The following is a 23112-nucleotide window of genomic DNA, read 5'->3' as shown; positions in this document are numbered from 1 at the left end:
ACTTACCGATGGACCGACGCGGGCCCGATCGCAGCATAGAACACGAGGAGAAGAGTTGGAATGCAACCGGGCTGAACTGAGCCTGGTGCCCGAAGTCCCGTCGCCGGGACGGTGGATCCGGTGAAGCCGTTACACGCCCAGTGGCCGTCTTCTGACGGACCACGCGTATCTAGATAGGCTCACCGCTCCCTCTGACAGCATGATGTGGCGACCAGGCGTTGACCACGGACAGAAGCATGAGCTCGGCGGCGTGACATTCACTCGGGAGGCTTGACATCATCGGGCCCATTACAGAAGGCCGTGTACCTATAAACCCGGCGGCGTCATGTGACTGGTGACTACCTCCGCTTTGCTCCTATAGCGACCAAGTTCGTGCGGCAGCGCGGTATGTCACGAAGGGCCACTTCCAGACATGCCTGCAAATTAGCGCGGTCCGCCGAATTAGCCCATTTGACGAGCCTCCAGCTTTCGCGTCAGCGTCGTCGGGAAGCTATGCGCTCAATATCGGCCGCGCATTGATCATTAAGAAGATCACCGAGCCTGCCTACATCCTTGATACCGAAGTACACGTTGCAAGGTGTCTCGGCCAAACGGAAGTGAGGCAACCTGCGCCAGAATACTTTCACGTATCTGCGGTCACGAAAAACTGGCTCAGATCTATATGGGTCGTATCTGAGTTCGCCAAACGAGCCGACGATATGGCGGACGCTTACATTTCCGTAGCTCCACAAGCCGGCATAGACGCGAGCGCCGTTGAGATATTTCAAATCATATGTAGCAAAGCCATCCGTATCGGCGACGCTCTTGAAGTACCTAAGCCATCTGACGAACATTCTTGTCTGATCGATTTTTACGATCATTCGTTCTGTCGTGAGAATATACGCAAAGGCCCCGCCGATCCCCAGCGCGAATAACTGAGGTATGAAGGCAAATACGACTATCACGCAGACAACTATCCATCGTCCTCTTACGAGCCCTTCAATGGCGTGTTGCTCGGGTGTTAGCGCATAAATTCCATGATACGCGAACAGCGCCAGGCAAAAAGCTCCCCACGTAGGAACTGCCGTTGAGCAGAAGAAAGTACTGAACCATCCTGGCGTGCCGATCCAGATAACGCGCTCGTCTTCACTCAGCTTGGGTGTCACCCCAGAGGCGTCGACCAGGTCTTTAGGCGGATCGAATACCGACAGACCGCGCTTAATCATTGATAGAAAACTCACTTGCAAGGCGCGGGCGAAAGTCGAAATTGTCCCGCTGCGTCTGAACCTTAGCAGAAGAGGTGAGCGCGCGCCGCGATCTGCGGCTGGATCCGAACTTGCCGCGTCCTATCCGTCGTACTGATCCGGCCCCATCGCCCACGACGTCTGATCATGGCCGAAGGCGTAGTTCCGGTTGGTGACGACGGGATTGCGATTGACCATCGGCCGCATGAACATCGGGTGGGTTGCGCTGCGCACCTCGTGCTCGACCGTGAACAGCTTCTTGCCGCTGTCGAGATCGACGATGTCGCAGAACCGGTACTGGTATTGATTGTCCTCGCGGGAGATCAGGTCGCGTGCGAGCAGCTTGCGGTACGGACCGGAGAAGTCGGTGATGTACATCTGCACATGGTGCCCGTCATAGTCGGGTTGCGGCCGATCGGTCTCGCGAAACAGCAGGTGCTGGTCGCGGCCCGTCTTCACCGCCGCAACCTTGCCGTCGCCATTCCGTTGCTCGGCGGGCATGCCCATGATGTCAGGATAGAAGGCGCAAATCGCCGGCGCCGTTCCCATGGGCACCTCGAATTCGACATAGGGGATGCCGAGCGTAATGCGCCCGAAGCGCGTAGCGTCCGGTTCATGGACGCGCATGCGGTTGCCCCACGGACAGACGGCCTCGACATGGTCATTGTGTTCGGCAAACGTGAATGCCGTGCCCTCGAGCTTCTTCGCGACCGATGCCAATCGCGCCAGCAGCGCCTCGCGTCCCTCGATGACGAGGCCGGTATGGCCGCGCAGCACCTGCGGCCTGCCGCTCGGCAGGTGAAACTGGCTCCGCCCGGCGTTGATCCACATGTTGGTGTCGGACACCATCAGATAGGGATCGCGGGTGAGCCCAAGTCCCGTGACGTAGAATAACGTCGCCAGGCGTTGATCCGGAACCTGGATGTTGACGTGCTCGAAATGGATCGCGTTGCCGAGATCTTCAGCGGATCGATCGAATTGTTGCGGCATGGCTGTGCGCTCTGGGTGTGGGACGGACGGGCCATAGTAGAGCAGAACATCGGCCAGTCGAACCGCCCGCCGATCACATCTGCTGATCGAGGCATGCTGTCAGCCACCTTGCCCCGGCAACCAGTCCCTGTAATCTGGCGGGAAGACATCAAGGAAAGGGTCGATGGGAGGAGTTCTGGAAGGCGTGCGCGTCGTCGATTTCGGACGCTATATCGCGGGTCCCTATTGCGCGACCTTGCTGGCCGAATTCGGCGCCGAGGTCATTCGTGTTGAAAAGCGCGACGGCAGCGAGGACCGCTTCGTCGCGCCGGTCGGCGAAGGCGGCGAGGGCGCGCTGTTCCTCCAGGTCAACCGCAACAAGAAGTGCATCACGCTCGATCCGATGAAGCCGGAGGGGCAGGAGGTGATGCGCCGCCTGGTTGCGACCGCGGACGTGGTCGTCGCCAACCTGCCGCCGCAGACCCTGCGCGCGATGAAGCTCGATTACGACTCGCTTCGCGCGATCAAGCCCGACATCATCCTGACGACGGCAACCGCGTTCGGCGGGCCGGGGCCCTGGTCCGACCGCGTCGGCTTCGACGGTGTCGGCCAGGTCATGTCGGGTTCGGTGTACATGACCGGCGCCGGCGATCCGCCCTACCGCGCCGCGGTCAACTGGGTCGATTTCGGAACCGCGCTGCACTGCGCGTTCGGGACGCTCGCCGCGCTGATGGAACGTGCGAAATCCGGGCGCGGGCAGATCGTCGAGGGCGCGCTGCTGGCCACCGCGCTGTCCTTCACCAATGCCACGCTGATCGAACAGGCCGTCATCAACGTCAACCGCGTTCCAACAGGCAATCTCGGCCAGACCGCCGCGCCAGCCGACATCTACCGCACCAGGGACGGCTGGGTGCTGTGCCAGGTCACCGGTCATCCGCTGTTCAAGCGCTGGGCGAAGCTGATGGGCGAGGAGGACCAGTGGCTGAACGATCCGCGCTTTGCCGACGATATCAGCCGCGGCAACAACGGCCCCGTCATCAGCGAGCGGATGGCGCGCTGGTGCGCCGAGCGCACCACGCAGGAAGCCGTCGACACGCTGGGCAACGCGATGATTCCGACTGGGCCCGTGCTCAGCCCGCAACAGGCGCTGGATCATCAGCACATTCGCGCCGCAGGCTTCATGCAGGACGTCGATTATCCGGGCTTGCCGAAGCCCGCGCCGGTGGCGCGAGCCGCCGTGCGGCTGTCGGAAACGCCGGGTGACATCGCGAGCCGCCCGCCGACGCTCGGCGAGCATACCGATCGCGTCCTCGCGGAGCTCGGCTATAACGCGGCCGCGATCGCGGCGCTGCGGCAAAGCGGCATCGTCTAGCCGGGTCGGCGAGCGACCGCGGTTGCGGCGGCCGACAAATGGCCACAGTTGGGCCGCCGAAGATTTCGAACGCGTCACCGCGCATTCGCAAGCGACAGCGCGGCCTTCACCGCGTTCTCCAGAATCTCCTCCGACAATTGCCTGTCGCTCACGGCGCGCGACAATTGCAGCGCGCCGACCATGGTCGCATAGACCGAAATCGCGCGTCGCCGGCGCTCCGCAGCCGAGCCATCCGGCATCTGCGCCGCCATCAGCGCGATGATGTCGGACATCTTTCCGGTGAAGGCCTCGCGCGTCGCCTTGGGATGCCGCGCGATCTCAGACGCGAGCGCCGCAGTCGGGCAACCGGCCGCTGCGTGGTCGCGGTGACGCGGGGAGAGGTAGTCGCGGATCGTGGTCTCCAGCGCGATGCCGTTTGCGAGATTGTCCTTGTGCCGCTGCTCGCGCCGCTCCAGCGCATCCAGCAGCACCGCGCGCACCAGATCCTCCTTGGATTCAAAATGTGTGTAGAAGGCGCCGTTGGTCAGGCCGGCCTCGGACATGATGCCGGCGAGACCCACGGCGGCGATGCCGCTCTCGCGGAACTGCGCCGAGGCGACGTCGACGATGTGCCGCCGTGTCGCGTCCCGGTGTCCCTTGTCGTACCGCGCCAATCGCGCCTCCTTGGGATGCCTACCCCGGCCAACGAAATCGTGAGGAGGGGGCTATTGCATTACGATCATAATATTACATTATGGGCGTCATGCAATGGGCGGCCGATCGGCGGCGGTCCGGCAGGTGGGCAAGGACCATGGCCATGTCAGTCGAGGATGCCGCCGCCCCGGCCTTGCCCGGCGCGCAAGTCGTGGCCCATACCGCCGCTCCGCTTCGCCAGGCGGCTGTGCCAGGCGTCGCCGTCACCCCAAGCGCGGCTGAGCAGAGGCGAGCGGCCCTGCTGGCCGCGCCGATCCTGCCCACGCTGCTCAAGCTGGCCGCGCCGACCGTGACCGTGTTGGTGGCGCAAACCGCGGTGAATATCGCGGAGGCCTATTATGTCGGCTTTCTCGGCACCGATGCGCTGGCGGGCGCCGCGCTGGTGTTCCCGATCTTCATGCTGATGACCATGATGTCGAATGGCGGGTTCGGCAGCGGCGTTGCGTCCTCGGTGGCGCGCGCGGTCGGCGCGGGCCGTCGCGACGACGCCGAGGCGGCGCTGTTTCATGCCGTCGTGCTCGCCATCCTCGCCGGCGGCGTGTTCACGCTCGGCGTGATCCTGGGCGGCCCGTGGCTCTACCGTACCCTCGGCGGCCAGGGCGATGCGCTCGCTGCGGCCACCACCTATTCCAACTATCTGTTCGCCGGCGCCATTCCGGCGTGGATCGTCAACCTCCAGGCAGCGGCACTGCGCGGCTCCGGCAACGTCAAGGTGCCCGCGCTGGTGACGCTGGTCGGCGCGATCGTGACCATCCCGGTCTCGCCGGCGCTGATCTTCGGCCTCGGGCCGATCCCGCGGCTCGGCATCGGCGGCGCCGGCGTCGCCTTCGGCCTCTACTATGGCGCGGCCATGCTGTTCCTGCTGCGCTACATGGCCTCGGGTGCGACCGGCCTGAAGCTGCACATCGTGCCGCTCCGCCCAAAAATCTTCGGCGACATGCTGAAGGTCGGCATTCCAACCGCCTTCAATGCGGTGCTGACCAACCTCACCGTCATCCTCGTCACCGGCGCGGTCGGCCTGTTCGGCACCTCCGCGCTCGCAGGCTACGGCATCGCCTCGCGGCTCGACTACATCATGATCCCGCTGCTGTTCGGCATCAGCACGGCGACCCTGACCATGGTCGGCGTCAACATGGGCGCGGGCCAGACCGCGCGGGCGCGTCGGATCGGCTGGATCAGCGGCATCGTGGGCATGGTCATGACCGGGACGATCGGCCTCTTGGTCGCGATCTTCCCGACCACCTGGCTCAATCTCTTCAGCCACGATGCCGAGGTGGTGAGCGAAGGCATGACCTATCTGCGCATCGTGGCGCCGGCCTATGCCGCCCTCGGCTTCGGCTTCGTCACGTCCTTCGCGGCCCTGGGCACCGGGCGCGCCATGGGACCGCTCGCCTCCTCGATCGCGCGGATCCTGATCGCCGGCGGCGGCGGCTGGATCGCGGTGGCAAGCTTTGGCGCGGGCATGGCGGGGCTCGCCACCATGGTCGCGGTGTCGCTCGCCGTTTATGCCGCGATCTGCGCCCTGATCATGCTGTCGCCGTCGACCTGGCGGTCCGAGTAGACCGGCATCAATGGATGCTGGCGACGCCAACCGCGAGCACCGAGGCAGTAGCGCCTGGGTCAGCAACTGTAGCGCCGTCGGCGCCGCGAATTCGTTTCCTGTTTGGTGCCGAATGGAGAAAGGCTCGCCCGCCCAGGCGGCCAATATGGATTTCCATTTTATTGATTTCATCCTGCGGAGAAGCGAATACGGTTCCAATCGTTGTCGCAGACGTATGGAGACCAAGATGTCGTTTCGCCTCCCCCTGATCCTCTCGACCGTGCTCGCCGCCTGGTCGGCCACAGCAACAGCCGAGACCATCAAGATCGGCGTGACGCCGGGGCCGCACGCGCAGATCCTCGAGGCGGTGAAGCCGATCGCCGCCAAGCAGGGGCTCGATATCCAGCTGCTCGAGTTCTCCGATTATGTCGTGCCGAACGCCGCGCTCGATGCCGGCGAGATCCAGGCCAATTCGTTCCAGAACCAGCCGTATCTGGACAACCAGAAAGCCGACCGCGGCTACAAGATCGAGGCCGTCGGCCTGACTGTGAACTTCCCGATCGGCGTCTATTCGAAGAAGCACAAGGCCTTCGCCGACATCCCGGAGGGTGGCAAGGTCTCGATCCCGAACGATCCGACCAATGGAGGCCGCGTGCTGCTGCTGCTGCGCGACAAGGGCGTGATCAAGCTGAAGGATGGCACGGGCTTCAAGCCCACGGTGCTCGACATCACCGAGAATCCCAAGAAGCTGAAGTTCATCGAGGTCGACGCCGCGCAGGCGCCGCGCGCGCTCGACGACGTCGACGCAGCCGCGATCAACACCAACTATGCAACCCAGGCGGGCCTCGATCCGGTCAAGGATCCGATTCTGCGCGAGGACCCGAAGGGACCCTATGTCAACCTGATCGCGGTTCGCGCCGCCGACAAGGACAAGCCCTGGGTCAAGGTGCTGGTGAACAGCTATCACACGCCTGAGGTGAAGGAGTTCGTCCTGACCAAGTTCAAGGGGGCGGTGCTGCCCAGCTGGTAGGCAGCCGGCGTCGTATCTTCGGCAGGAATGGATGGCTCCGGGGTGGCAGCCCTGCGCGGCGGCTGCTTGCCTCGCGCTGCGGCAGCGGACATCATGCGGGCTGTTGCAACGTTGGGCGCGGTTGGCATGAAACGGTTCGCAAATCTGAAAAGACTGGGCTTCTTCACGCGGCTTCTCGACGAGGCGCCGCCGGCGGACCGCTATCGCTTCGCCGCCGAGCAGATCGTGCGCGCCGAGAAGGCCGGGCTCGATTCCGCGTGGATCGCGCAGCACCATTTTCACGAGCGCGAGGGCGGCCTGCCGTCGCCCTTCACCTTCCTGGGTTACGTTGCCGCACAGACTTCGCGCATCCGCCTCGGCACCGGCATCGTCACCCTGCCGCTTGAGAACGCTGTGAGGGTGGCGGAGGATGCCGCGGTGCTCGACCTGCTCTGCGACGGCCGGTTCGAGCTCGGCGTCGGCACCGGCGGCAATCCGTCGGCCTTTGCCGCCTTCGGTCTCGACGGCGCCCAGCGCAACGAGATCTTTGCGCGCAATCTCGCGGTCGTCCGCACCGCGCTCGCCGGCAAGCCGCTCACCGGCGGCGACACGCTCTATCCGCAGCGGCCGCAATTGGACGGCCGGATCTGGCAGGCGACATTCTCGGTCGCCGGCGGCGCCCGCGCCGGCAAGGCGGGTGACGGCCTCCTGCTCTCGCGCACGCAGCCGCGGACCAAGGAGGCGCCGCGCGCAACGCTGGCCGAGATCCAGAACCCGATCATCGACGCCTATCTCGCAGCGCTGCCGCCGGGACGCGAGCCGCGCATCATGGCCTCGCGCAGCGTCTTCGTCGCCGACGACCATCGCGAGGCGATGCGCCTTGCCGACATCGGATTGCGGCGCGCGCTGCCGCAATTCATGAAGGGCGGCCATCTTCCCCCGGGCGAGACGCTGGAGGAGATGATCACCGCGTTCGACACCCATGTCGGCGCCGCCGACGAGGTCATCGCCTCGCTGCGTGGCGACGCGACGCTGGAGCGGGTGACCGATCTGGTCTTTCAGGCGCATTCGGTCGATGCCCCGCACCCCTATATCCTGCGCTCGATCGAGCTGGTCGCGGACAAGGTCGCGCCGGCGCTGGGCTGGGCCCGGACGGCGGCGGCCGATGTCGCCCTCGCGGGCTAGCCGGAATGAATGTGATCGCGTGACACGAGGTTGAATGATGAGCACGAAAGATATCATCGACACGCTCGCCGGCATTGAGCCAGGCTCCGGCCTGGACGCGATCCGCGCGCGCCGCCTGCAGGCGCGCGAGAACGCGCAGAAGAGCTATCTCTCGCTATTCGAGCCGATCGACGCCGGCGATTTTTCGCTTGCCGAACGTGCCGCCGTTGCGGCCTTCGTGACGGGGCTCCATGGCGAGTCCCCCGTCGCCGCCTTCTATCGCCAGAAGCTCGCAGCGAATGCGGATGGAACGGCGCTGGTCGAGCCGATCCAGATCGAGATCGAGCGCGGCAAGACCTCAGGTCCCTACGGCGCCTTTCCGGCCGGACCGTTGTCGGTCGAGAACAAGGCTGGCTTGATCTACCGCGTCAGCGCGGAACGCAAACCGCAGCTTGGCACCCGGCTGGTTGCGGCGCTCGAGCATGCGCATCTACTGGTGTTCCGGCCGCGCGATGCCGCATCCGCCGACATGAAGGCGCTGCTCGCCGCAGGCTGGTCGACCACCGGCATCGTCACGTTCTCCCAACTCGTTGCGTTCCTGTCGTTTCAGGTCCGCGTCGTCAGCGGCTTGCGCACGCTCGCAGCGGCAAGCGCGTAGGAGGCTGCATCATGAGCGCTGCAAACACAGTCAATCCGCCCGTCGTCTTCACCCAGGACGAGCTCGGCTGGGTGTCGTGGATCGACCCGCTGCCCGAGGCCGAGTTGACCGAGCGGCACTTCGCCGGCCTCGTCGATCGCGCCCGCGCCAAGTCGGAATATTTCCGCCTGCTGGTGCGCGATCCCGAGGTGCTGGAAGCCCGCACCAAGACCGACAAGGACATCTTCTACAACGTCGCCGACGGCCTGCCGCGCGCCGAGCGCGAGCTCGCAGCCGCCGCGACCTCGCGCTACAACGGCTGCATCTATTGTGCTTCCGTGCATGCGCGATTTGCCAGCACCTATTCCAAACGCCGCGACGACGTGCAGCGGCTGCTCGACGAAGGCGTCAAGGCCGATCTCGGCGAGCGCTGGAATGCCGTGGTCAAGGCCTCGGTGGCGCTGGCCGCGACGCCGATCGCGTTCGGCCCCGACAATGTCGAGGAGCTGCGCCGCGCCGGTCTCGATGACGCGGAGATCGTCGACGTCATCAACGGCGCCTCGTTCTTCAACTGGGCGAACCGGCTGATGCTGTCGCTCGGTGAGCCCTCGAAATAGGCAATCTCACCGGCATGGAAATTGCTGCTTGTTTCAACATTGAGTGGATGGAGCCGTAGATGAGCAACATCGATCGCCGTACCCTGGTCAAGGGCTCGCTCGCCGCCATGATGGCGGGAGCGGCCTTCTCGCGCAGCGCGTTTGCGCAGTCGTCCGAGCCGATCCTGCTCGGCGTCAGCGGCCCCCTGACCGGGCCGAACGCGCAATACGGCACGCAGTGGAAGCAGGGCTTTGATCTCGCGCTCGACGAGATCCAGGCGGCCGGCGGCATCAACGGCCGCAAGCTCGCCTATCAGTTCGAGGACAGCCAGAGTGACCCGCGCCAGTCGGTGGCCATTGCCCAGAAGTTCGTCTCCGATCCCAGGATCGTCATGGAGCTCGGCGATTTCTCGAGTCCCGCCTCGATGGCGGCATCCCCGATCTATCAGCGCGGTGGCCTCGTGCAGTTCGGCTTCACCAATTCGCATCCCGATTTCACCAAGGGCGGTGACTTCATGTGGAGCACGTCCGTCAGCCAGGCCGACGAGCAGCCGCTGCTGGCGGCCTATGCCGTCAAGCGCCTCGGTCTCAAGAAGCTCGCGATACTGCATCTCAACACCGATTGGGGCCGCACCAGCCGCGACTATTTCGTCAAGGCGGCGAAGGAGTACGGCGCCGAGATCGCGGTGACCGAGGGCTACATCGCGGAGGAGCGCGACTTCCGCTCCACGCTGGTGCGCGTGCGCGATGCCAGTCCGGACGGGCTGATCCTGATTTCCTATTATTCCGACGGTGCGTTGATCGCGCGCCAGGCGCGTCAGGTTGGCCTCAAGCAGACGATCTGCGCGGCAAGCTCGGTCTACTCGCCGAAATTTTTGGAGCTCGGCGGCGAGGCGGTCGAGGACGTCCATCTCGGCACGCGCTATTTCCCCGAGGATCCCAGGCCCGAGGTGAAGAAGTTCATCACGGGCTTTAAGGCCAAGTACAACGGGCAGGAGCCCGACGCCTTCAACGCCTATTCCTATGACGCGATGCACATGGCAGCCGCGGTCGTGAAGATCGGCGGCACCGATCGCCGCGCCGTCCGCGACGCCTTCGCGAAAGTGAAGGATGTCTCGAGCGTGATCTTCGGGACCGCGACGTTCGACGTCGAGAGCCGCCGGGTCAAGGGCGCCATGAATGCCGAGCTGGTCGTGCGCAAGGGGCAGTTCGCGCTTTGGGACGGCAAGCCGACCTGACATGATGGCCGGACGCATGATCCGGAAAAGTGCGAAGCGGTTTTCCGAAGAGATCATGCGTAAAAACAAACCAAATCGCGATGATCTCATCGCGCTTGCTCGCTCCGGCCTGCTCTCTTTTCAATAGGAACGCTGCGTGTCTTCCTGGCTCGACTACACGATCAACGGGCTGATCGTCGGTAATGTCTACGCCCTCGTTGCGGTCGGGCTCGCGCTGATCTTCGGCGTCAGCCGGCTGATCAACTTTGCGCAAGGCTCGATCTATCTGGTCGGCGCCTATATCGGCTGGGTCGCGGTGGTGCAGCTGCATACGCCGCTGCCGCTCACCATCATCGTGGTCGCGGTCGCCGCCGCGCTGGTCGGGCTGGTCATCGAGCGGTTCGGCCTGCGGCCGCTCCAGAACTCGGTGCGCATCGCACCTCTGCTCGCGACCATCGGCATCAGCTTCGTGCTCGATCAGCTGGTGATGCTGACTTTCTCGCCGAATCCGCGCGCACTGCCGAGCCAGTTGCCGGACGTCCGCTTCCAGATCGGTGGCGGCACGATCGGGCCGCTCGATCTGCTCATCGCCGGCGTCGGCATCACCAGCGCGCTCTTGCTGTTCGTGTTCCTGCGCTACAGCAAGCTCGGCTGGGCGGTGCGCGCCACCGCGCAGGATCGCGATGCCGCGATGCAGATGGGCGTGGACGTCAACCGCGTCAATCAGGCCGTGTTCGGCATTGCCGCTGCGCTCGGCGGCGTCTCCGGCATGCTGGTCGGCATGTACTACAACCAGATCGACACCGCGATGAGCCTACAGGCGACGCTCAAGGGCGTCGTCGCCGAAGTCGTCGGCGGCGCCGGCAACGTGCCGGGCGCGGTGATCGGCAGCCTGCTGCTGGGACTGGTGGAGAGCTACGGCGTCGCCGTGTTCGGCACCAGCTATCGCAACCTGTTCGCGTTCCTGCTGCTGGTCGTCGTGCTGGTGCTGCGGCCGAACGGCCTGTTCGCCAGCGCGCGGCAGGCACCGCCCGAGCCGCTCACGGGCACCTTCATCGCGCCGAGCCGGCCGGTGCGCATTCCACGCTGGGCGCTGCTGGTCGCGGCCGCTGCCTTTGCGATCCTGCCGCTGTTCCCGGTGTCCTTCTACGTCCTCCAGACCCTGATCAACGCCTGGCTGCTCGGCATGCTCGCGCTCAGCCTGACGCTCGTTGCAGGCACGATCGGCCAGGTCTCGCTCGGGCACGCGGCGCTGCTGGCGATCGGCGCCTATACGTCGGCGCTGCTGTCGCTGGGCTTCGCCGTCCCGGTTGGCCTTTCCATCATCGGCGGCGGCCTGATGAGCGCCGCGCTCGGCACCGCCTTGATCTCGCCGTCGTTCCGCCTGCGCGGGCACTATGTGTCGATCGCAACGCTCGCCATCGGCGAGATCGTGTCGCTGGTGATCCTGAACTGGGAGAGCGTCACGCGCGGTCCGATCGGCATCTCTGGCATCCCGCCGCTGTCGCTGTTCGGCTATGACCTGATCAGTCCAAATTCGATCTACTGGTTCAGCCTCGTGGTCATGATCGTGCTGGCGCTGCTCCAGGCGCGTCTGCTCGGCTCGCATCTCGGCCGCAGCTTCCGCGCCATTCGCGATGACGACATCGCCGCGCGCGCCTATGGCCTCAGCCTGAACCGCTACAAGTCGCTCGCCTTCATCTTCGGCGGGTTTGCCGCCGGCGTCAGCGGCGGCATCGCCGCGCATCTTTATTCCTACATCAACCACGAGACCTTCAACACGCAGCAATCCATCCTGGCGCTGACGGTCGTGATCCTTGGCGGGCTCGGCAACGTCGTCGGCGCCATCGTCGGATCGGTGGCGCTGGTCGGCCTGCCCGAACTGTTCCGGATCGCGGCGGAGTACCGCATCCTGATCTACGGCATCGTGCTCTTGCTGCTGGTGCGGTTCAGGCCGCAGGGCCTGTTGGGGACGATGTGATGGCAGAGCACACAACCATGCTATCCCTGCGCGGGCTGACGCGGCGCTTCGGCGGCCTCACCGCGGTCGACGCCATCGATCTCGACCTCGCCAGGGGCGGGCTCGTCAGCATCATCGGCCCGAACGGGGCCGGCAAGACGACGTTGTTCAACCTCGTGACCGGGCTCGACCGGCCCGACGCCGGCGTGGTCCGCTTCGAAGGTCAGGACATCACCGGCCTCTCGCCGGAGCGGCTGGCGGCCGAGGGCATTGCCCGCACCTTCCAGCTCGGCCGCGTCTTCGGCAATCTCAGCGTCATGGACAACGTCCTGATCGGCGCGCACACGCGGCTGCGTGCGGTGAAGCCGGCCGTGCCGGTGATCGGCCCGCTGCTGGAATTGGGTCTGGCGCTGCTCCGTCCCGCCAGCGTCAAGGCCGAGGAAGAGCGGCTGCGCGAGGAAGTGAAAGCCATCTTCGCCCGCTTCGGCGAACGGTTGCTGCCGCGGATCGACCAGCCGGCCTACAGTCTCTCCTATGCCAACCGCCGCCGCGTCGAGATCGCCCGTGCGCTCGCCTTGAAGCCGCGCCTGTTGCTGCTCGACGAGCCGACCGCCGGCATGAACCCGACCGAGACCGCGGAGATGCAGGCGCTGGTCGCCGAGCTGAAGGCGGAAGGGCTGACGATCCTGTTGATCGAGCACAAGCTGGAGATGGTGATGCGCCTCTCCGACCGTGTCATCGTCATGGACGAGGGCAAGAAGATCGCGGAAGGGCCGGGCGAACAGGTGCGCAAGGATCCCAAGGTGATCGAGGCCTATCTCGGTCACGGCCTGTCGGGGACGGCGGAGCAGGAGAGCGCGGCATGACGACCAACGTACCCGAACCGCTGCTCGCTTTGACCAACGTCAACACCTTCTACGGCCAGGCCCAGGTGCATTTCGACCTGTCGATCACGGTCGCGCGCAGCCACATCGTCTGCCTGCTCGGGGGCAATGCCAGCGGCAAGTCGACGACGATGAAGATCATCCTCGGCCTCGTCAAACCGCGTTCCGGCGACGTGACGTTCGACGGCGCCTCGCTGATTGGCCTCTCCACGCCGCAGATCGTTCGCCGCGGCATCGCCTCGGTGCCGGAGGCGCGGCGGTTGTTCGCGGACATGACCGTCCGCGAGAACATCCTGATGGGGGCCTTCGTGCGCAACGACCGCGATGCGGTGGCGCAGGATCTCGACAAGATGCTGACGCTGTTTCCGAAGCTCGGCCAGCGGCTGTCGCAGCGCGCAGGCTCGCTGTCCGGCGGCGAGCAGCAGATGGTAGCGATGGCGCGCGCGCTGATGAGCCGTCCCAGGATGATCGTGATGGACGAGCCGACCATGGGGCTGTCGCCGCTCTATGTCGATCGCGTGCTGGAGCTGATCCGCACCATCAACCAGGAGGGCGTGTCGGTGTTCATGGTCGAGCAGAACGCCAGCCTCGCGCTCGAGATCGCGCACGAGGCCTATGTGCTCCAGACTGGCAAGATCGTGCTCTCCGGTCCCGCGCGGGCGCTGAAGGACGATCCGCGGGTGCGTGACGCCTATCTCGGCGGTGCCGAGGCGGCCTAGCGATCAGGCCGAAGCCGCGCTCTGCGCCGGCTCTGCCGGCAGATCGTCGCCATTCGGATCGCCGGGCGCGGTCGCCCAGGCCAGCTCCACCAGCGTGACGATCCTGCGTCCGCCGCCGTCGAGCTGGCAGACGATGAGACCCTGCTCCTCCATGTAGCTGAGCAGGCGCTGCGCGCGGCGCAGCGAATGCGAGCCATAGGCGCGGGCGATCGCGGCATCGCCCGGGCAGGGCCAGCCTTCCTTTGCCGCGCGGGCGATCATCATGAACACGCCCTGCATGTCGTCGGGCAGGATCGAGGCGCGCAGCGAGACGTCCTGCCAGGCGTCGTCATCAGCGATGTCAGCGCCGAGCCCGGCGCGCGCATGCGTCAGCATGCGGCGGAATTCGTTGAGGTCAGGCACCGCCGCGCCGAGCCCCTCGATGCGGCAGCGGACCACGAATTCCTGATAGAGCACGCCGATGGCGCGGAAGCCGGCATCGGGCTCGGCGAGCACGGCACGCAAGGTCCGGTCCACGCGCTCGCGCCGCTCGGCGAGTTCCTCGGCGCTGACCGGCAGCTCGATCGCTTCGGGCCGGATCTCCGGCGCGGCGGCCTTCGCCGCGCGGAGCTGTTCGAGCAGGTCCGGCGCGGGGCGGCGCTGCGGCCGGCTGGCGTCGGGCGGCGGCGCGGCCAGGATCACGGCGCGCATGTCCTCGAGTGCGGCTTCCGGCATCGGCATCAGCCGCGGCGTCGAATTGCGCGGCTGGGTGTCGGTCGCACCGATGTTCAATCGCAGCGGACGGCGCGACAGCGCAGGTCCCAGCGCCATGAACTGCCCGCGCTCGAGATCGCGAAAGGCTTCCGCCTGCCGCCGCTCCATCCCGAGCAGATCGGCGGCGCGCGCCATGTCGATGTCGAGGAAGGTCCGGCCCATCAGGAAGTTGGAGGCTTCCGCCGCGACGTTCTTGGCGAGCTTCGCCAGCCGCTGGGTCGCGATGATGCCGGCAAGCCCGCGCTTGCGGCCGCGGCACATCAGATTGGTCATGGCGCCGAGCGACAGTTTCCGCGCCTCGTCCGACACCTCGCCTGCGACCGCCGGCGCGAACAGCTGCGCCTCGTCCACCACCACCAGCATCGGATACCAATGGTCGCGATCGACGTCGAACAGGCCGCCGAGGAACGCGGCGGCGCGGCGCATCTGGTTCTCGGCGTCGAGGCCTTCGAGATTGAGCACGGTGGAAACGCGATGCAGCCGCGCGCGCTCACCGGCGACCTGAAGGCCGCGCTCGGTGTGATCCTCGGCCTCGATCACGAGATGGCCGAAGCGCTCGGCCAGCGTGACGAAATCGCCCTCGGGGTCGATGATGGCCTGCTGCACCCAGGGCGCGCTCTGCTCCAGCAGCCGCCGCAGCAGATGCGACTTGCCGGAGCCCGAATTGCCCTGCACCAGGAGGCGGGTCGCCAGCAGTTCCTCGAGGTCCATGGCCGCCGCGGCGCCCGCCGTGGTCAGCCCCATCTCGATCGCAACCGTCATGTCCCGACTCAAGTCCCCATCATTCGCGGACAGGGGCTTATCAACCCGGCCGCGGCGCGTCGAGCGCCGCAGCGCGAATCATGCTCTGTTGCCCACGGCGGAGTTCAGGCGTGACCGGGAACCGTTCCGCCCGCGTGGAATGACGCAGATCAAGGTCCATGACCCCGAGACCTGTTAGCTGGGTGCATGAACTTCCTGACCTTCTTCACGGCGACCTGCTTCCTCCTCGCCATGCCGGGACCGACCAACACCTTGCTCGCGACGTCGGGAGCAGGGATCGGGATCTCGCGGTCGCTCCATCTGCTCGCAGCCGAGCTGTTCGGCTATCTCGCGGCGATCGCGCTGCTGCGGCTGGCGCTCGGTCCCGTCGTGAGCGGCATTCCGCTTGCGGCCGTCGTGCTTCGCGTAGCGGTCAGTGTCTACATCCTGGGCCTTGCCGTCATGCTCTGGCGCGTCAACGCGCGGGAGCTGCGCGGCGGCGCCGTGGTGACGTTCCGCCAGGTGCTGATCACCACGCTGCTCAATCCGAAGGCGATTGTGTTCGCCTTCCTGCTCCTGCCGCTCCAGGCCGGACCGTTCGAGCTCCTGCCCTGGCTCGGAATGATCGCGCTTCAGATCGTCGCCGCGGGAGCTGCGTGGATTGCGTTCGGCGCAACGCTCGGCCGCGGCGCGCGTCGTCTCGGCCACCCCGAGATCATCACGCGCACCGGCGCGGTCACGCTCGTCGCGGTGACCGGCCTGATCTGGTTCCAATCATTCCTGAGCGCGTGAGCGCCGAGGATCGCACGATCGCAACAGAAGCGGCGTGCCGCTACTGCGCGCCCGATCCGCCCTGCACGATCTTCTCGTTCAGCTTCTGGTCCACGGTCTCGACGGTGCGGTCGATCTCGGGGTTGGGCGCGCCGAGCTGATGCGAGATCAGCTTCACCAGCAGGTCGACGCGCTCGATGAAGGGCGCGCCGCTCGCCACCGCGCGCGCGGCCGACGACGGCTTGAGCAGGCTTTCGGCCGCCTTGGCGTATTTCGCGAACGGCACCTGATCCTGCGGATCGGCGCCGAGGCGGCGGGCGATCGCGTCGACATGATCGTAGATCGTCTGCGAGCGCTCGAGATCGCCGTGCACGGCGTCGCGGATCGACTGCGGCTCGTGCGGCGTGATGCAGCGATAGTTGCCGGTCAGCAGCATCGACCATTTCGCCAGCGGCACGAACAGGGACGAGAACACTTTCAGCTTCACCGGCACGTCGAGGCCGTTGAGCGTCACCGCGTCGATGTCGGCTTCGAGCTCGCGCAGCACCTTGTTGTGTTTGTCGTCGGCGAAGACCGATGCCTTGAAGTTGGTGGGCAGGCCGACATGAAGCACGTTCGCGGCTTCCTCCGGCGGGCGGAAGGCCTGCGGGTCGGGCGAGCACAGCGTCACCAGCCCCGGCTCGAACCGCTCCCACACCTGCGCATTGGTGTAGGCCTCCTCGAGATCCATGCCTGCGAGCGCCGGGATCCGCTTCAGATAGGGCAGCGGCGGCATGTTCATGATCGACAGGCACGGCAGCTTCGCCGCGGCGATCTTGACCATGAGCACGCGCACCGTATGGTTGGTGTATTGCGGCTCCTGCATCGCGAGGCCGACCATGTCGTAACGGGAGACGTCGACATCGCCCGGCGTCACCGCGTCGAGCTTGCCGGGCAGGTCGCGCGAGAAGATTGCCCGGTGCACCGCCTCGTCGCGCAGCTTGATGCGTACCTCGGTACCGTCACGGTTGATCAGCTCAGCGGTCTTGGCGCGGCAGACCAGGGTGACATTGTGCCCCGCCATCAGCAGCTTCGTGCCCAGCAGGGAGCCGTAGGAAGCCCCAAGAATCAGAATATTGCGCGCCATGCTTCGTCCCTTTGACAATTTCTGCGGATTTTTGAGCCTCGGCCGTCATCCGAGGGCGAGTTGGCGGCATCTAAAGCGAAGTGCCCGGCGATGGCAACTGGGATAATGCATACAAGACTACCACCACACATTCCCCCAATGATCCGGAGCGACGCGTCATGCGAGGGTTTTTGCCCCGGATGGCGAAGCCTCAAAGCCCGACGGGCAAAACACCGGCAGGGCCTGTCAATCCGTCCGCGCAGAAATATTCCGCTTTACCGAAATTCGGATTTGTCGTATGTGTCGTCCATCCCGGCTTGACCTTGAGGGGCGATCATGTGTCGTCATTTTTCGCGAGCCGGGTTGCGGTGGACGCGGCGGCGTCGGCACGACATGGCGCGGGCAGGGCGGGTAGTCCCCGTGAGCCCGAAACCGCGTGCAGATGAGCGGCGCTGAAAGTTCGTCTCGCCAGCATTTTTCCGGCTACGTCGACAAGGCCGGAGAACCCTGCGGCGGTCAGCGAATGCGCGTACGGCAAAACCGTGTGGTCCTGGCCGTCGTTGCTACGGTCAAGCCTTTCGCGGAGGTGCACGCGAGCCCAACCGGGCGGACGGCATCGTCAATTCGCGGGGTGAGGGAGGCCAGAAGGAATTCGGCTCCCGGGAGAGCACGGCATAAGCCGTCAGGCCACTGCGCAGGGAAGGCCGAGTGTTTTGGCTGCACCTGTATGCCGCTGTGCATCTTTTCATGCGCTACACGCGCACAGCGGACCGTGGGTGCCAGCCGGCACCCGGCCTTCCCTGCGCCCTCTTGGCCTAGAGAGGGTGGAGCGATGAAGCAAAGCTCGGGCGAAATCCGCCGCGAGAGCGCGAAGGCGTGTCTGCGACCACATACTCGCCGTCATCGCCCGCCTTGTGCGCACTTGCGCACTGGGGCGGGCGATCCAGTATTCCAGCGACGGTTGTGATTGAGCCCGAGAGGCCGCGCCGTACTGGATTCCCCGCCTTCGCGGGGAATGACAGTGGTACTTGGAGACGAAGTCGATGCCTCTTGCTCCGTCATTGCGAGCGCAGCGACGCAATCCAGAGTCTTGCCGCGGAGGGCTTCTGGATTGCTTCCGCCTTCGCTAAAGCTTCGGCGGACAAGTCGCTGCACTCGCAATGACGATGTGGAAACTACGGGCTTTTATCTCTCACCGTCACCCCTGCGCAACGGCTTCGCCGTTGCGCGGGGATGACGGAGCTGATGGTGCCGTCATTGCGAGCGCCGCGAAATCTTCCGCAAGCTTTGGCCGCGCGATCCGTGCGGACGTTGCGCTCAGGCTGCGGGCCTTCGCCTCATCCCTGGCTCGCCACGCGCGCGCGGTCGAGATGCTCCTCGATCTTCGGGCGGTCGCGGGTGCGCTCGAAACTGGTGCAGAGCAGCTCGGTCTCCTCGAGCGAGACGGGGGCGCGATACAGCCGGCACATGAATTCTGCGGTTGCGCGCCCCTTCGCGGCGGCCGGGCCGACGCCAGGGCTGCGCTCGGCGAGAAACATGCAGTCCCGGCAGATGCTGGCGTCGAGCCGTTGGTGAGCTGCGTCGAGGTGATTGAGGATCTCCCGCAGCGAGTCGCGCAGCCTGAGACACTCGTCGGTTCCGAGCGCCGTGACCGCATTCAACACGTGGTTGATCGGGTCGTGCTGGTTCAGGCACTTCTCGCCCTGCGCGGTGACGTGGAGCACCACGGAACGCTTGTCCTCGTGCGAGGGCTTTCGCACCAGGAAGGACTTGCTCTCCAGCGTCTTCACGATCTGCGATGCAGTCGCTCTGGTGGCGCCGATGAAGCCGGCGAGCGCGGACGGTGTGCGCGAAAACCTGTTGGCGCGGTTGAGAAAGCGCAGCGCCATCCATTCCCGATCGCGCAATCCATGCTGATTGCCTTCGAAATACCAAGCCCTCGCCGCCTGGACCAGCAGCTCGACGGCTTCTCGTGCCAATGGCATGGATTTACCTCGTCCCCGGAACTTCGTCTGCGGCGTCCCGAAGCCGCCTTGCACCGTGGTTCGCGAATACTTCGGAAGACGTCAGACCTCCGGAGATGTCCGAGAAGCACGTCGTGCCCGATTCCTGCTCGACGGCTCGGACTGCAACGCGCCCGACCTGGACCAGCGTGCGTCGCGTCTTCCGGAGCGAGAGGCCGGCTCGCGGAGGGCATGCCAATCGCGTCGTCGTCGCGCGGGAGCCCGAGTTGCCGCCACGAACGGACGATGGACCGGAATTGTTCAACCGAAGCCTCTGAGTACAAGTCACAAGAAGACGTTTCTTGATATTCCACCGAAACGATGAATGACCTTCTCAACAAAATCAAGTAGAGACACTCACGGAGACTGGATGTCGTTGCAGGTGAATGTAACGTTCAAGACAATCTCGCTCTTAGGGACACATGATAGTGAACGCAATACGGAGTCCTACGAGCATGCCCGCAGTTATATGACGGTTTGATTGCAGGGCACGTAGTTGTCCGCCGTCGATGCAAGTTGATCGAAGCTTGTGCATGACAAGGGTGATGTGCGTTGATGAGTCATCCACAACTTGTGCGATGAGTCCCGAGAATCGCCGAGGGAATTTGCAGGGATTACACGCGGCGGTTGTTGCGGCTGCCGTCGCGGTGTCATCCCTCAGCCGCTTCCGTCGCGGCCGCCCGATCATTCATCCGAACGGTTGATGCGCTGACGACGGACCGCGGTGGCGGCGATGGATGTGCATGCGCCGGCAGCGTGACTGCATGCGCGGACCGGCTGTTGAAATAATGAGCAGGGCGAGATCGCGGGCGCGCCCCGCGCGGTCTCACCTGCTAGTCGCCCTTGAGCATGTCCCTCAGCTCGCGGAACGGATCGGCGCTCGGCTGAGCCGATGCGTCTTGCCGCATGGCGCTGTAGATCCTCGGAACCAGGTCGATCGCCTGGTCGAGGCCCGAATCACGTCCCGACTGGTACCCGCCCATCAGGCGAAGATCGCGCGTGTCCTCGTATTTGGCGATCATGGTGCGCAGCTTGCTCACCAATTCGCGCTCTTCGGGGTCCCAGACGTTATGGGCGAGGCGGGAGACCGAGGCCAGAACGTCCACGGCCGGGTAGCGCGCCTGGTCGGCGATGTGCCTGGAGAGCACGATGTGCCCGTCGAGCGTGCTGCGGATGGTGTCGGCGATCGGCTCGTTGTGATCGTCGCCGTCGACCAGCACCGAGAAGATCCCGGTGATGGTGCCGGATCCCTCCTCGCCAGGGCCGGCGCGCTCCAGAAGGCGCGGCAGGTCGGTGAAGACCGTCGGCGCGTAGCCGCGCGCGACCGCGGGCTCGCCGGCGGCGAGTGCGACCTCGCGGGCGGCGTGGGCGAAGCGGGTGATCGAATCGACCACCAGCAGGACCGATTCGCCCCGATCGCGGAAATATTCGGCGACCGCCATGGCCGTCTTCGGCGCCAGGCGCCGCATCATCGGGCTTTCATCGCCCGTCGATACGATGGTGACCGCACGATTGCGGTTGGCGCCCAGCACGTCCTCGATGAATTCGCGCACCTCGCGGCCACGTTCGCCGACGAGCGCCAGCACGACGGTGTCGAAGCCCTGGCTGCGGGCGAGCATCGCGAGTAGCGTCGATTTGCCGACGCCCGAGCCGGCAAAGATGCCGACGCGCTGGCCGGCGCAGATCGGGGCGAACAGGTCGATGACGCGCACGCCGGTGCGCAGCGGCTTGTGGACGCGCGCGCGCTTCATGGCCGAGGGCGCCTCGGCCTCCGCCGAGACGGGCCGCGATCCCGGCGTCAGCGGACCCTGTCCGTCCAGCGGGGCGCCGAGCGCGTTGATGACGCGGCCCTTCCAGCTCGGATCGGGCGCGAAAGACAGCGGCGGCATCCGGTAGGCGACGGAGCCGAGACCACCGGCAAATTGCCGGTCGAACGGCTTGGCGATGATGCCCTCGCTGTCGATCCGCACCACCTCGCCGATCTGCGGCTTGCCGCCGGAGTTGACGCCGATGAGTTCACCGAGCCTGACGAAGCGCGACAGGCCGGAGACACGGAAATGCGTCGGCGCGATCTCGGAGATCGCGCCGCTGACGCTTGCCAGGGGAGTGCTCTGCTGAAGCTCCAGCAGCGCCCACTCGAGTTGCCGAAGAGCGTTCAAGGAAACCGTCCACCCTCATTGCGCGCGAGGCGCACTCTACTTGCCGGGCTCGCCCAGCGTCCGGATTGCGTTCTGGAGCGAGCTCTCGGTACCCTCGATCATCGAATTGGTGCCGTCGAAGGCGCGCGAGGCCGCCATCAGCTTGGTCAATTCCATCATCGGATTGGCGCCGGAACCCTCGACATAGCCCTGCTTGAAGCCGTCGCGGGAGAAGTCGGCGATGGCGGTCGCGGGCCGGTCGGGCGTGACGCCCGAATTGCCGTAGCGTTCGAGATTGGCGTCGGCGGGAATGTTGAACAGGCCGATGGTGCCGATCTCGTTGTTGTCCTGGGTGATCGCGCCACTGCGGGCGATCGAGACCGGCCCGCCGTTCGGGTCGAGCGTGATCTGCGCGCCGCCGGCGTCGATGACGGGGAAGCCGGCCACCGTCTGAAGGTCGCCGTTGGCGGCGATCTGGAGGCGGCCGTCACGCGTATAGACGGTGCCGTTCGGGCCGGCGAAGGCGAGCCAGCCCTGACCGACCACGGCGACGTCGAGCGGATTGCCGCTCTCGGTGATGCTGCCGGTCTCGCGCGAGATGATGTTGTCGCCGGGCGAGGAGAACGCGACCGGGGTCGCGCCGGCCTTGGACAGCACGGTCTCGAACTTCACCACGTCGGTGCGGAACGCCGCCGTGTTGACGTTGGCGACGTTGTTGGCGATCGTCTGGAGGCGCTTTTCGAGGGCGACCTGGGCCGACAATCCCACATAGAGAGCCGATTGCATGATTTACCTGTTGAACTTGATGTTCTGAAGCGTCGCGAGCATGTCGGTATCCAGGCTGGCCGACGTCGCCGCGCTGCCGATCAGGACCAACGCGGGGTTGGTCGAGTTGTCGCTCTGGGCCTGGGTCGCGTCCCACATCGCCGCGAAGCGCTGCACGAATTTGGTGACCTTGGTCGGGTCCTGGAAATCGGTCAGGTCGATCTTGTCCGTGATCATCTTGGCCTGGGCGTCGATATCGGACGAGCTGATCGTCGGCGACCAGCCCATCGCGGTCTGGACCACCTGGGTCAGCGCCTTGTCGGCGAGGATCTGGTAGGCGCTCGTGATCGTGGACGCCTTGCGGGTGAAATAGAGCGCCAGCCGCAGGCCCTCGTTCTGGTCGCCGGCCTTCTGCTCCATCGTCTGCGTGACGTACTGGGTGGCCGTGCCGGTCGTGGCTGCGGTGGTCGAGGTCGCGTTGGCGCCGAGGGCGGCGAAATTGAAGGCCGTGGCGAACTCGCGGTAACGGGTGTCGGTGAGCTTGTTGGCGAAGGCGTCCTTGTCCGAGACCCCCTCGGTCAGCACCTTGCGCATGAACGCCTTGGCGTAGGCCATGTCGCTGAGGCCATAGGCCTTCATCGCATAGGTGTAGAGGCGATAGTCCTTCAGGAAGTCGTCGATCGTCTTCACGTTGCCGATATGGCCGAGGAAGTAATCGGTCTCGCGGCTGACATCCGGCTGCTTCGCGACCTGCGTCATCGACTTGCCCAGGTCCTGGGTCAATCTGGTGTAGTCCGCGATGGTGGATAGCATGACCCGCGCCTCTTTGGCCGCAATTGCGACTGCGTCCCAA

At 65.5% G+C, this 23112-nt stretch carries 20 protein-coding genes; 11 read left to right on the top strand and 9 right to left on the bottom strand.

Features of this window, described 5'->3' with window-relative positions:
- Window positions 1–473: 473 nt before the first annotated feature.
- Together E4K65_RS20920 and E4K65_RS20915 are read right to left on the bottom strand one after the other, a co-directional pair.
- A complete protein-coding gene (locus tag E4K65_RS20920) occupies window positions 474–1205 on the bottom strand; it encodes a hypothetical protein (RefSeq protein WP_135175768.1) in 732 nt (243 codons plus the stop codon).
- A 120-nt stretch (window positions 1206–1325) separates the two neighbouring features.
- Window positions 1326–2213, bottom strand: a complete 888-nt coding sequence (locus E4K65_RS20915) for a VOC family protein (protein WP_135175767.1) — start codon at window positions 2211–2213, stop codon at window positions 1326–1328.
- A gap of 163 nt (window positions 2214–2376) precedes the next feature.
- Here E4K65_RS20915 and E4K65_RS20910 point away from each other — a divergent pair, with 163 nt between their 5' ends.
- Window positions 2377–3564, top strand: a complete 1188-nt coding sequence (locus E4K65_RS20910) for a CaiB/BaiF CoA transferase family protein (RefSeq protein ID WP_135175766.1) — start codon at window positions 2377–2379, stop codon at window positions 3562–3564.
- 74 nt (window positions 3565–3638) lie between these two features.
- Here E4K65_RS20910 and E4K65_RS20905 read toward each other — a convergent pair whose 3' ends face one another.
- On the bottom strand, window positions 3639–4217 hold the full coding sequence (locus E4K65_RS20905) for a TetR family transcriptional regulator (protein ID WP_135175765.1): 579 nt from the start codon (window positions 4215–4217) through the stop codon (window positions 3639–3641).
- Window positions 4218–4360: 143 nt separating this feature from the next.
- Between E4K65_RS20905 and E4K65_RS20900 the strand changes: the two genes are divergently transcribed.
- From E4K65_RS20900 to E4K65_RS20860, 9 genes are all read left to right on the top strand, one after another.
- Entirely contained in the window at window positions 4361–5818 is a 1458-nt protein-coding gene (locus E4K65_RS20900; RefSeq protein WP_167770988.1) for an MATE family efflux transporter, read from the top strand.
- A 214-nt stretch (window positions 5819–6032) separates the two neighbouring features.
- Window positions 6033–6827, top strand: a complete 795-nt coding sequence (locus E4K65_RS20895) for a MetQ/NlpA family ABC transporter substrate-binding protein (protein ID WP_135175780.1) — start codon at window positions 6033–6035, stop codon at window positions 6825–6827.
- Between the two features lie 126 nt (window positions 6828–6953).
- Entirely contained in the window at window positions 6954–7991 is a 1038-nt protein-coding gene (locus E4K65_RS20890; RefSeq protein WP_167770987.1) for a putative FMN-dependent luciferase-like monooxygenase, read from the top strand.
- 37 nt (window positions 7992–8028) lie between these two features.
- Window positions 8029–8628: a CMD domain protein gene (locus E4K65_RS20885; RefSeq protein ID WP_167770986.1), complete on the top strand. Its 600-nt coding sequence runs from the start codon at window positions 8029–8031 to the stop codon at window positions 8626–8628.
- Between the two features lie 11 nt (window positions 8629–8639).
- Window positions 8640–9224, top strand: coding sequence for an alkylhydroperoxidase domain protein (locus E4K65_RS20880; protein ID WP_135175761.1), 585 nt, complete (start codon window positions 8640–8642; stop codon window positions 9222–9224).
- 59 nt (window positions 9225–9283) lie between these two features.
- On the top strand, window positions 9284–10441 hold the full coding sequence (locus E4K65_RS20875; RefSeq protein WP_135175760.1) for an ABC transporter substrate-binding protein: 1158 nt from the start codon (window positions 9284–9286) through the stop codon (window positions 10439–10441).
- Window positions 10442–10577: 136 nt separating this feature from the next.
- On the top strand, window positions 10578–12401 hold the full coding sequence (locus tag E4K65_RS20870) for an ABC transporter permease (RefSeq protein WP_135175759.1): 1824 nt from the start codon (window positions 10578–10580) through the stop codon (window positions 12399–12401).
- Entirely contained in the window at window positions 12401–13246 is an 846-nt protein-coding gene (locus E4K65_RS20865) for an ABC transporter ATP-binding protein (protein WP_167770985.1), read from the top strand. The genes E4K65_RS20870 and E4K65_RS20865 overlap by 1 nt, the downstream gene beginning before the upstream one ends.
- A complete protein-coding gene (locus E4K65_RS20860) occupies window positions 13243–13983 on the top strand; it encodes an ABC transporter ATP-binding protein (protein ID WP_135175757.1) in 741 nt (246 codons plus the stop codon). Before E4K65_RS20865 ends, E4K65_RS20860 begins: the two co-directional genes overlap by 4 nt.
- Before the next feature lie 3 nt (window positions 13984–13986).
- Here E4K65_RS20860 and E4K65_RS20855 read toward each other — a convergent pair whose 3' ends face one another.
- Window positions 13987–15498 carry a helicase HerA domain-containing protein gene (locus tag E4K65_RS20855; protein WP_135175756.1) on the bottom strand — a complete coding sequence of 504 codons (1512 nt, stop codon included), beginning with the start codon at window positions 15496–15498 and terminating at the stop codon, window positions 13987–13989.
- A 186-nt stretch (window positions 15499–15684) separates the two neighbouring features.
- On the opposite strand from E4K65_RS20855, the gene E4K65_RS20850 reads away from it, so the two are divergent.
- Complete coding sequence (locus E4K65_RS20850; RefSeq protein WP_135175755.1) at window positions 15685–16269, top strand: LysE family translocator; 585 nt, start codon at window positions 15685–15687, stop codon at window positions 16267–16269.
- A 40-nt stretch (window positions 16270–16309) separates the two neighbouring features.
- On the opposite strand, the gene E4K65_RS47370 is transcribed toward E4K65_RS20850, so the two are convergent.
- From E4K65_RS47370 to E4K65_RS20815, 5 genes are all read right to left on the bottom strand, one after another.
- A complete protein-coding gene (locus E4K65_RS47370; RefSeq protein ID WP_167770984.1) occupies window positions 16310–17374 on the bottom strand; it encodes a ketopantoate reductase family protein in 1065 nt (354 codons plus the stop codon).
- Between the two features lie 1316 nt (window positions 17375–18690).
- Entirely contained in the window at window positions 18691–19338 is a 648-nt protein-coding gene (locus E4K65_RS20830) for a MarR family winged helix-turn-helix transcriptional regulator (RefSeq protein ID WP_135175754.1), read from the bottom strand.
- Between the two features lie 851 nt (window positions 19339–20189).
- A complete protein-coding gene (fliI, locus tag E4K65_RS20825) occupies window positions 20190–21515 on the bottom strand; it encodes a flagellar protein export ATPase FliI (protein WP_027546099.1) in 1326 nt (441 codons plus the stop codon).
- 36 nt (window positions 21516–21551) lie between these two features.
- Entirely contained in the window at window positions 21552–22280 is a 729-nt protein-coding gene (gene flgF / locus E4K65_RS20820; RefSeq protein ID WP_135175753.1) for a flagellar basal-body rod protein FlgF, read from the bottom strand.
- A 3-nt stretch (window positions 22281–22283) separates the two neighbouring features.
- A complete protein-coding gene (locus tag E4K65_RS20815; RefSeq protein ID WP_167770983.1) occupies window positions 22284–23072 on the bottom strand; it encodes a DUF1217 domain-containing protein in 789 nt (262 codons plus the stop codon).
- Between the last annotated feature and the right edge of the window lie 40 nt (window positions 23073–23112).

This window comes from Bradyrhizobium niftali, from assembly GCF_004571025.1.
GTDB classification, from domain to species: domain Bacteria; phylum Pseudomonadota; class Alphaproteobacteria; order Rhizobiales; family Xanthobacteraceae; genus Bradyrhizobium; species Bradyrhizobium niftali.
The sequence above is the reverse complement of the archived record's forward strand: the minus strand, read 5'-3'. Positions and strand labels throughout refer to the sequence as shown.

Bases quoted from the DNA above. Each gene is read 5' to 3' on its own strand.
- E4K65_RS20855 (WP_135175756.1), bottom strand. From the start codon at position 15,498: ATGACGGTTGCGATCGAGATGGGGCTGACCACGGCGGGCGCCGCGGCG.
- E4K65_RS20890 (WP_167770987.1), top strand. From the start codon at position 6,954: ATGAAACGGTTCGCAAATCTGAAAAGACTGGGCTTCTTCACGCGGCTT.
- E4K65_RS20915 (WP_135175767.1), bottom strand. From the start codon at position 2,213: ATGCCGCAACAATTCGATCGATCCGCTGAAGATCTCGGCAACGCGATC.
- E4K65_RS20860 (WP_135175757.1), top strand. From the start codon at position 13,243: ATGACGACCAACGTACCCGAACCGCTGCTCGCTTTGACCAACGTCAAC.
- E4K65_RS20885 (WP_167770986.1), top strand. From the start codon at position 8,029: ATGAGCACGAAAGATATCATCGACACGCTCGCCGGCATTGAGCCAGGC.
- E4K65_RS20865 (WP_167770985.1), top strand. From the start codon at position 12,401: ATGGCAGAGCACACAACCATGCTATCCCTGCGCGGGCTGACGCGGCGC.
- E4K65_RS20895 (WP_135175780.1), top strand. From the start codon at position 6,033: ATGGAGACCAAGATGTCGTTTCGCCTCCCCCTGATCCTCTCGACCGTG.
- E4K65_RS47370 (WP_167770984.1), bottom strand. From the start codon at position 17,374: ATGGCGCGCAATATTCTGATTCTTGGGGCTTCCTACGGCTCCCTGCTG.
- E4K65_RS20910 (WP_135175766.1), top strand. From the start codon at position 2,377: ATGGGAGGAGTTCTGGAAGGCGTGCGCGTCGTCGATTTCGGACGCTAT.
- E4K65_RS20920 (WP_135175768.1), bottom strand. From the start codon at position 1,205: ATGATTAAGCGCGGTCTGTCGGTATTCGATCCGCCTAAAGACCTGGTC.
- E4K65_RS20875 (WP_135175760.1), top strand. From the start codon at position 9,284: ATGAGCAACATCGATCGCCGTACCCTGGTCAAGGGCTCGCTCGCCGCC.
- flgF (WP_135175753.1), bottom strand. From the start codon at position 22,280: ATGCAATCGGCTCTCTATGTGGGATTGTCGGCCCAGGTCGCCCTCGAA.
- E4K65_RS20880 (WP_135175761.1), top strand. From the start codon at position 8,640: ATGAGCGCTGCAAACACAGTCAATCCGCCCGTCGTCTTCACCCAGGAC.
- E4K65_RS20850 (WP_135175755.1), top strand. From the start codon at position 15,685: ATGAACTTCCTGACCTTCTTCACGGCGACCTGCTTCCTCCTCGCCATG.
- E4K65_RS20815 (WP_167770983.1), bottom strand. From the start codon at position 23,072: ATGCTATCCACCATCGCGGACTACACCAGATTGACCCAGGACCTGGGC.
- E4K65_RS20900 (WP_167770988.1), top strand. From the start codon at position 4,361: ATGTCAGTCGAGGATGCCGCCGCCCCGGCCTTGCCCGGCGCGCAAGTC.
- E4K65_RS20830 (WP_135175754.1), bottom strand. From the start codon at position 19,338: ATGCCATTGGCACGAGAAGCCGTCGAGCTGCTGGTCCAGGCGGCGAGG.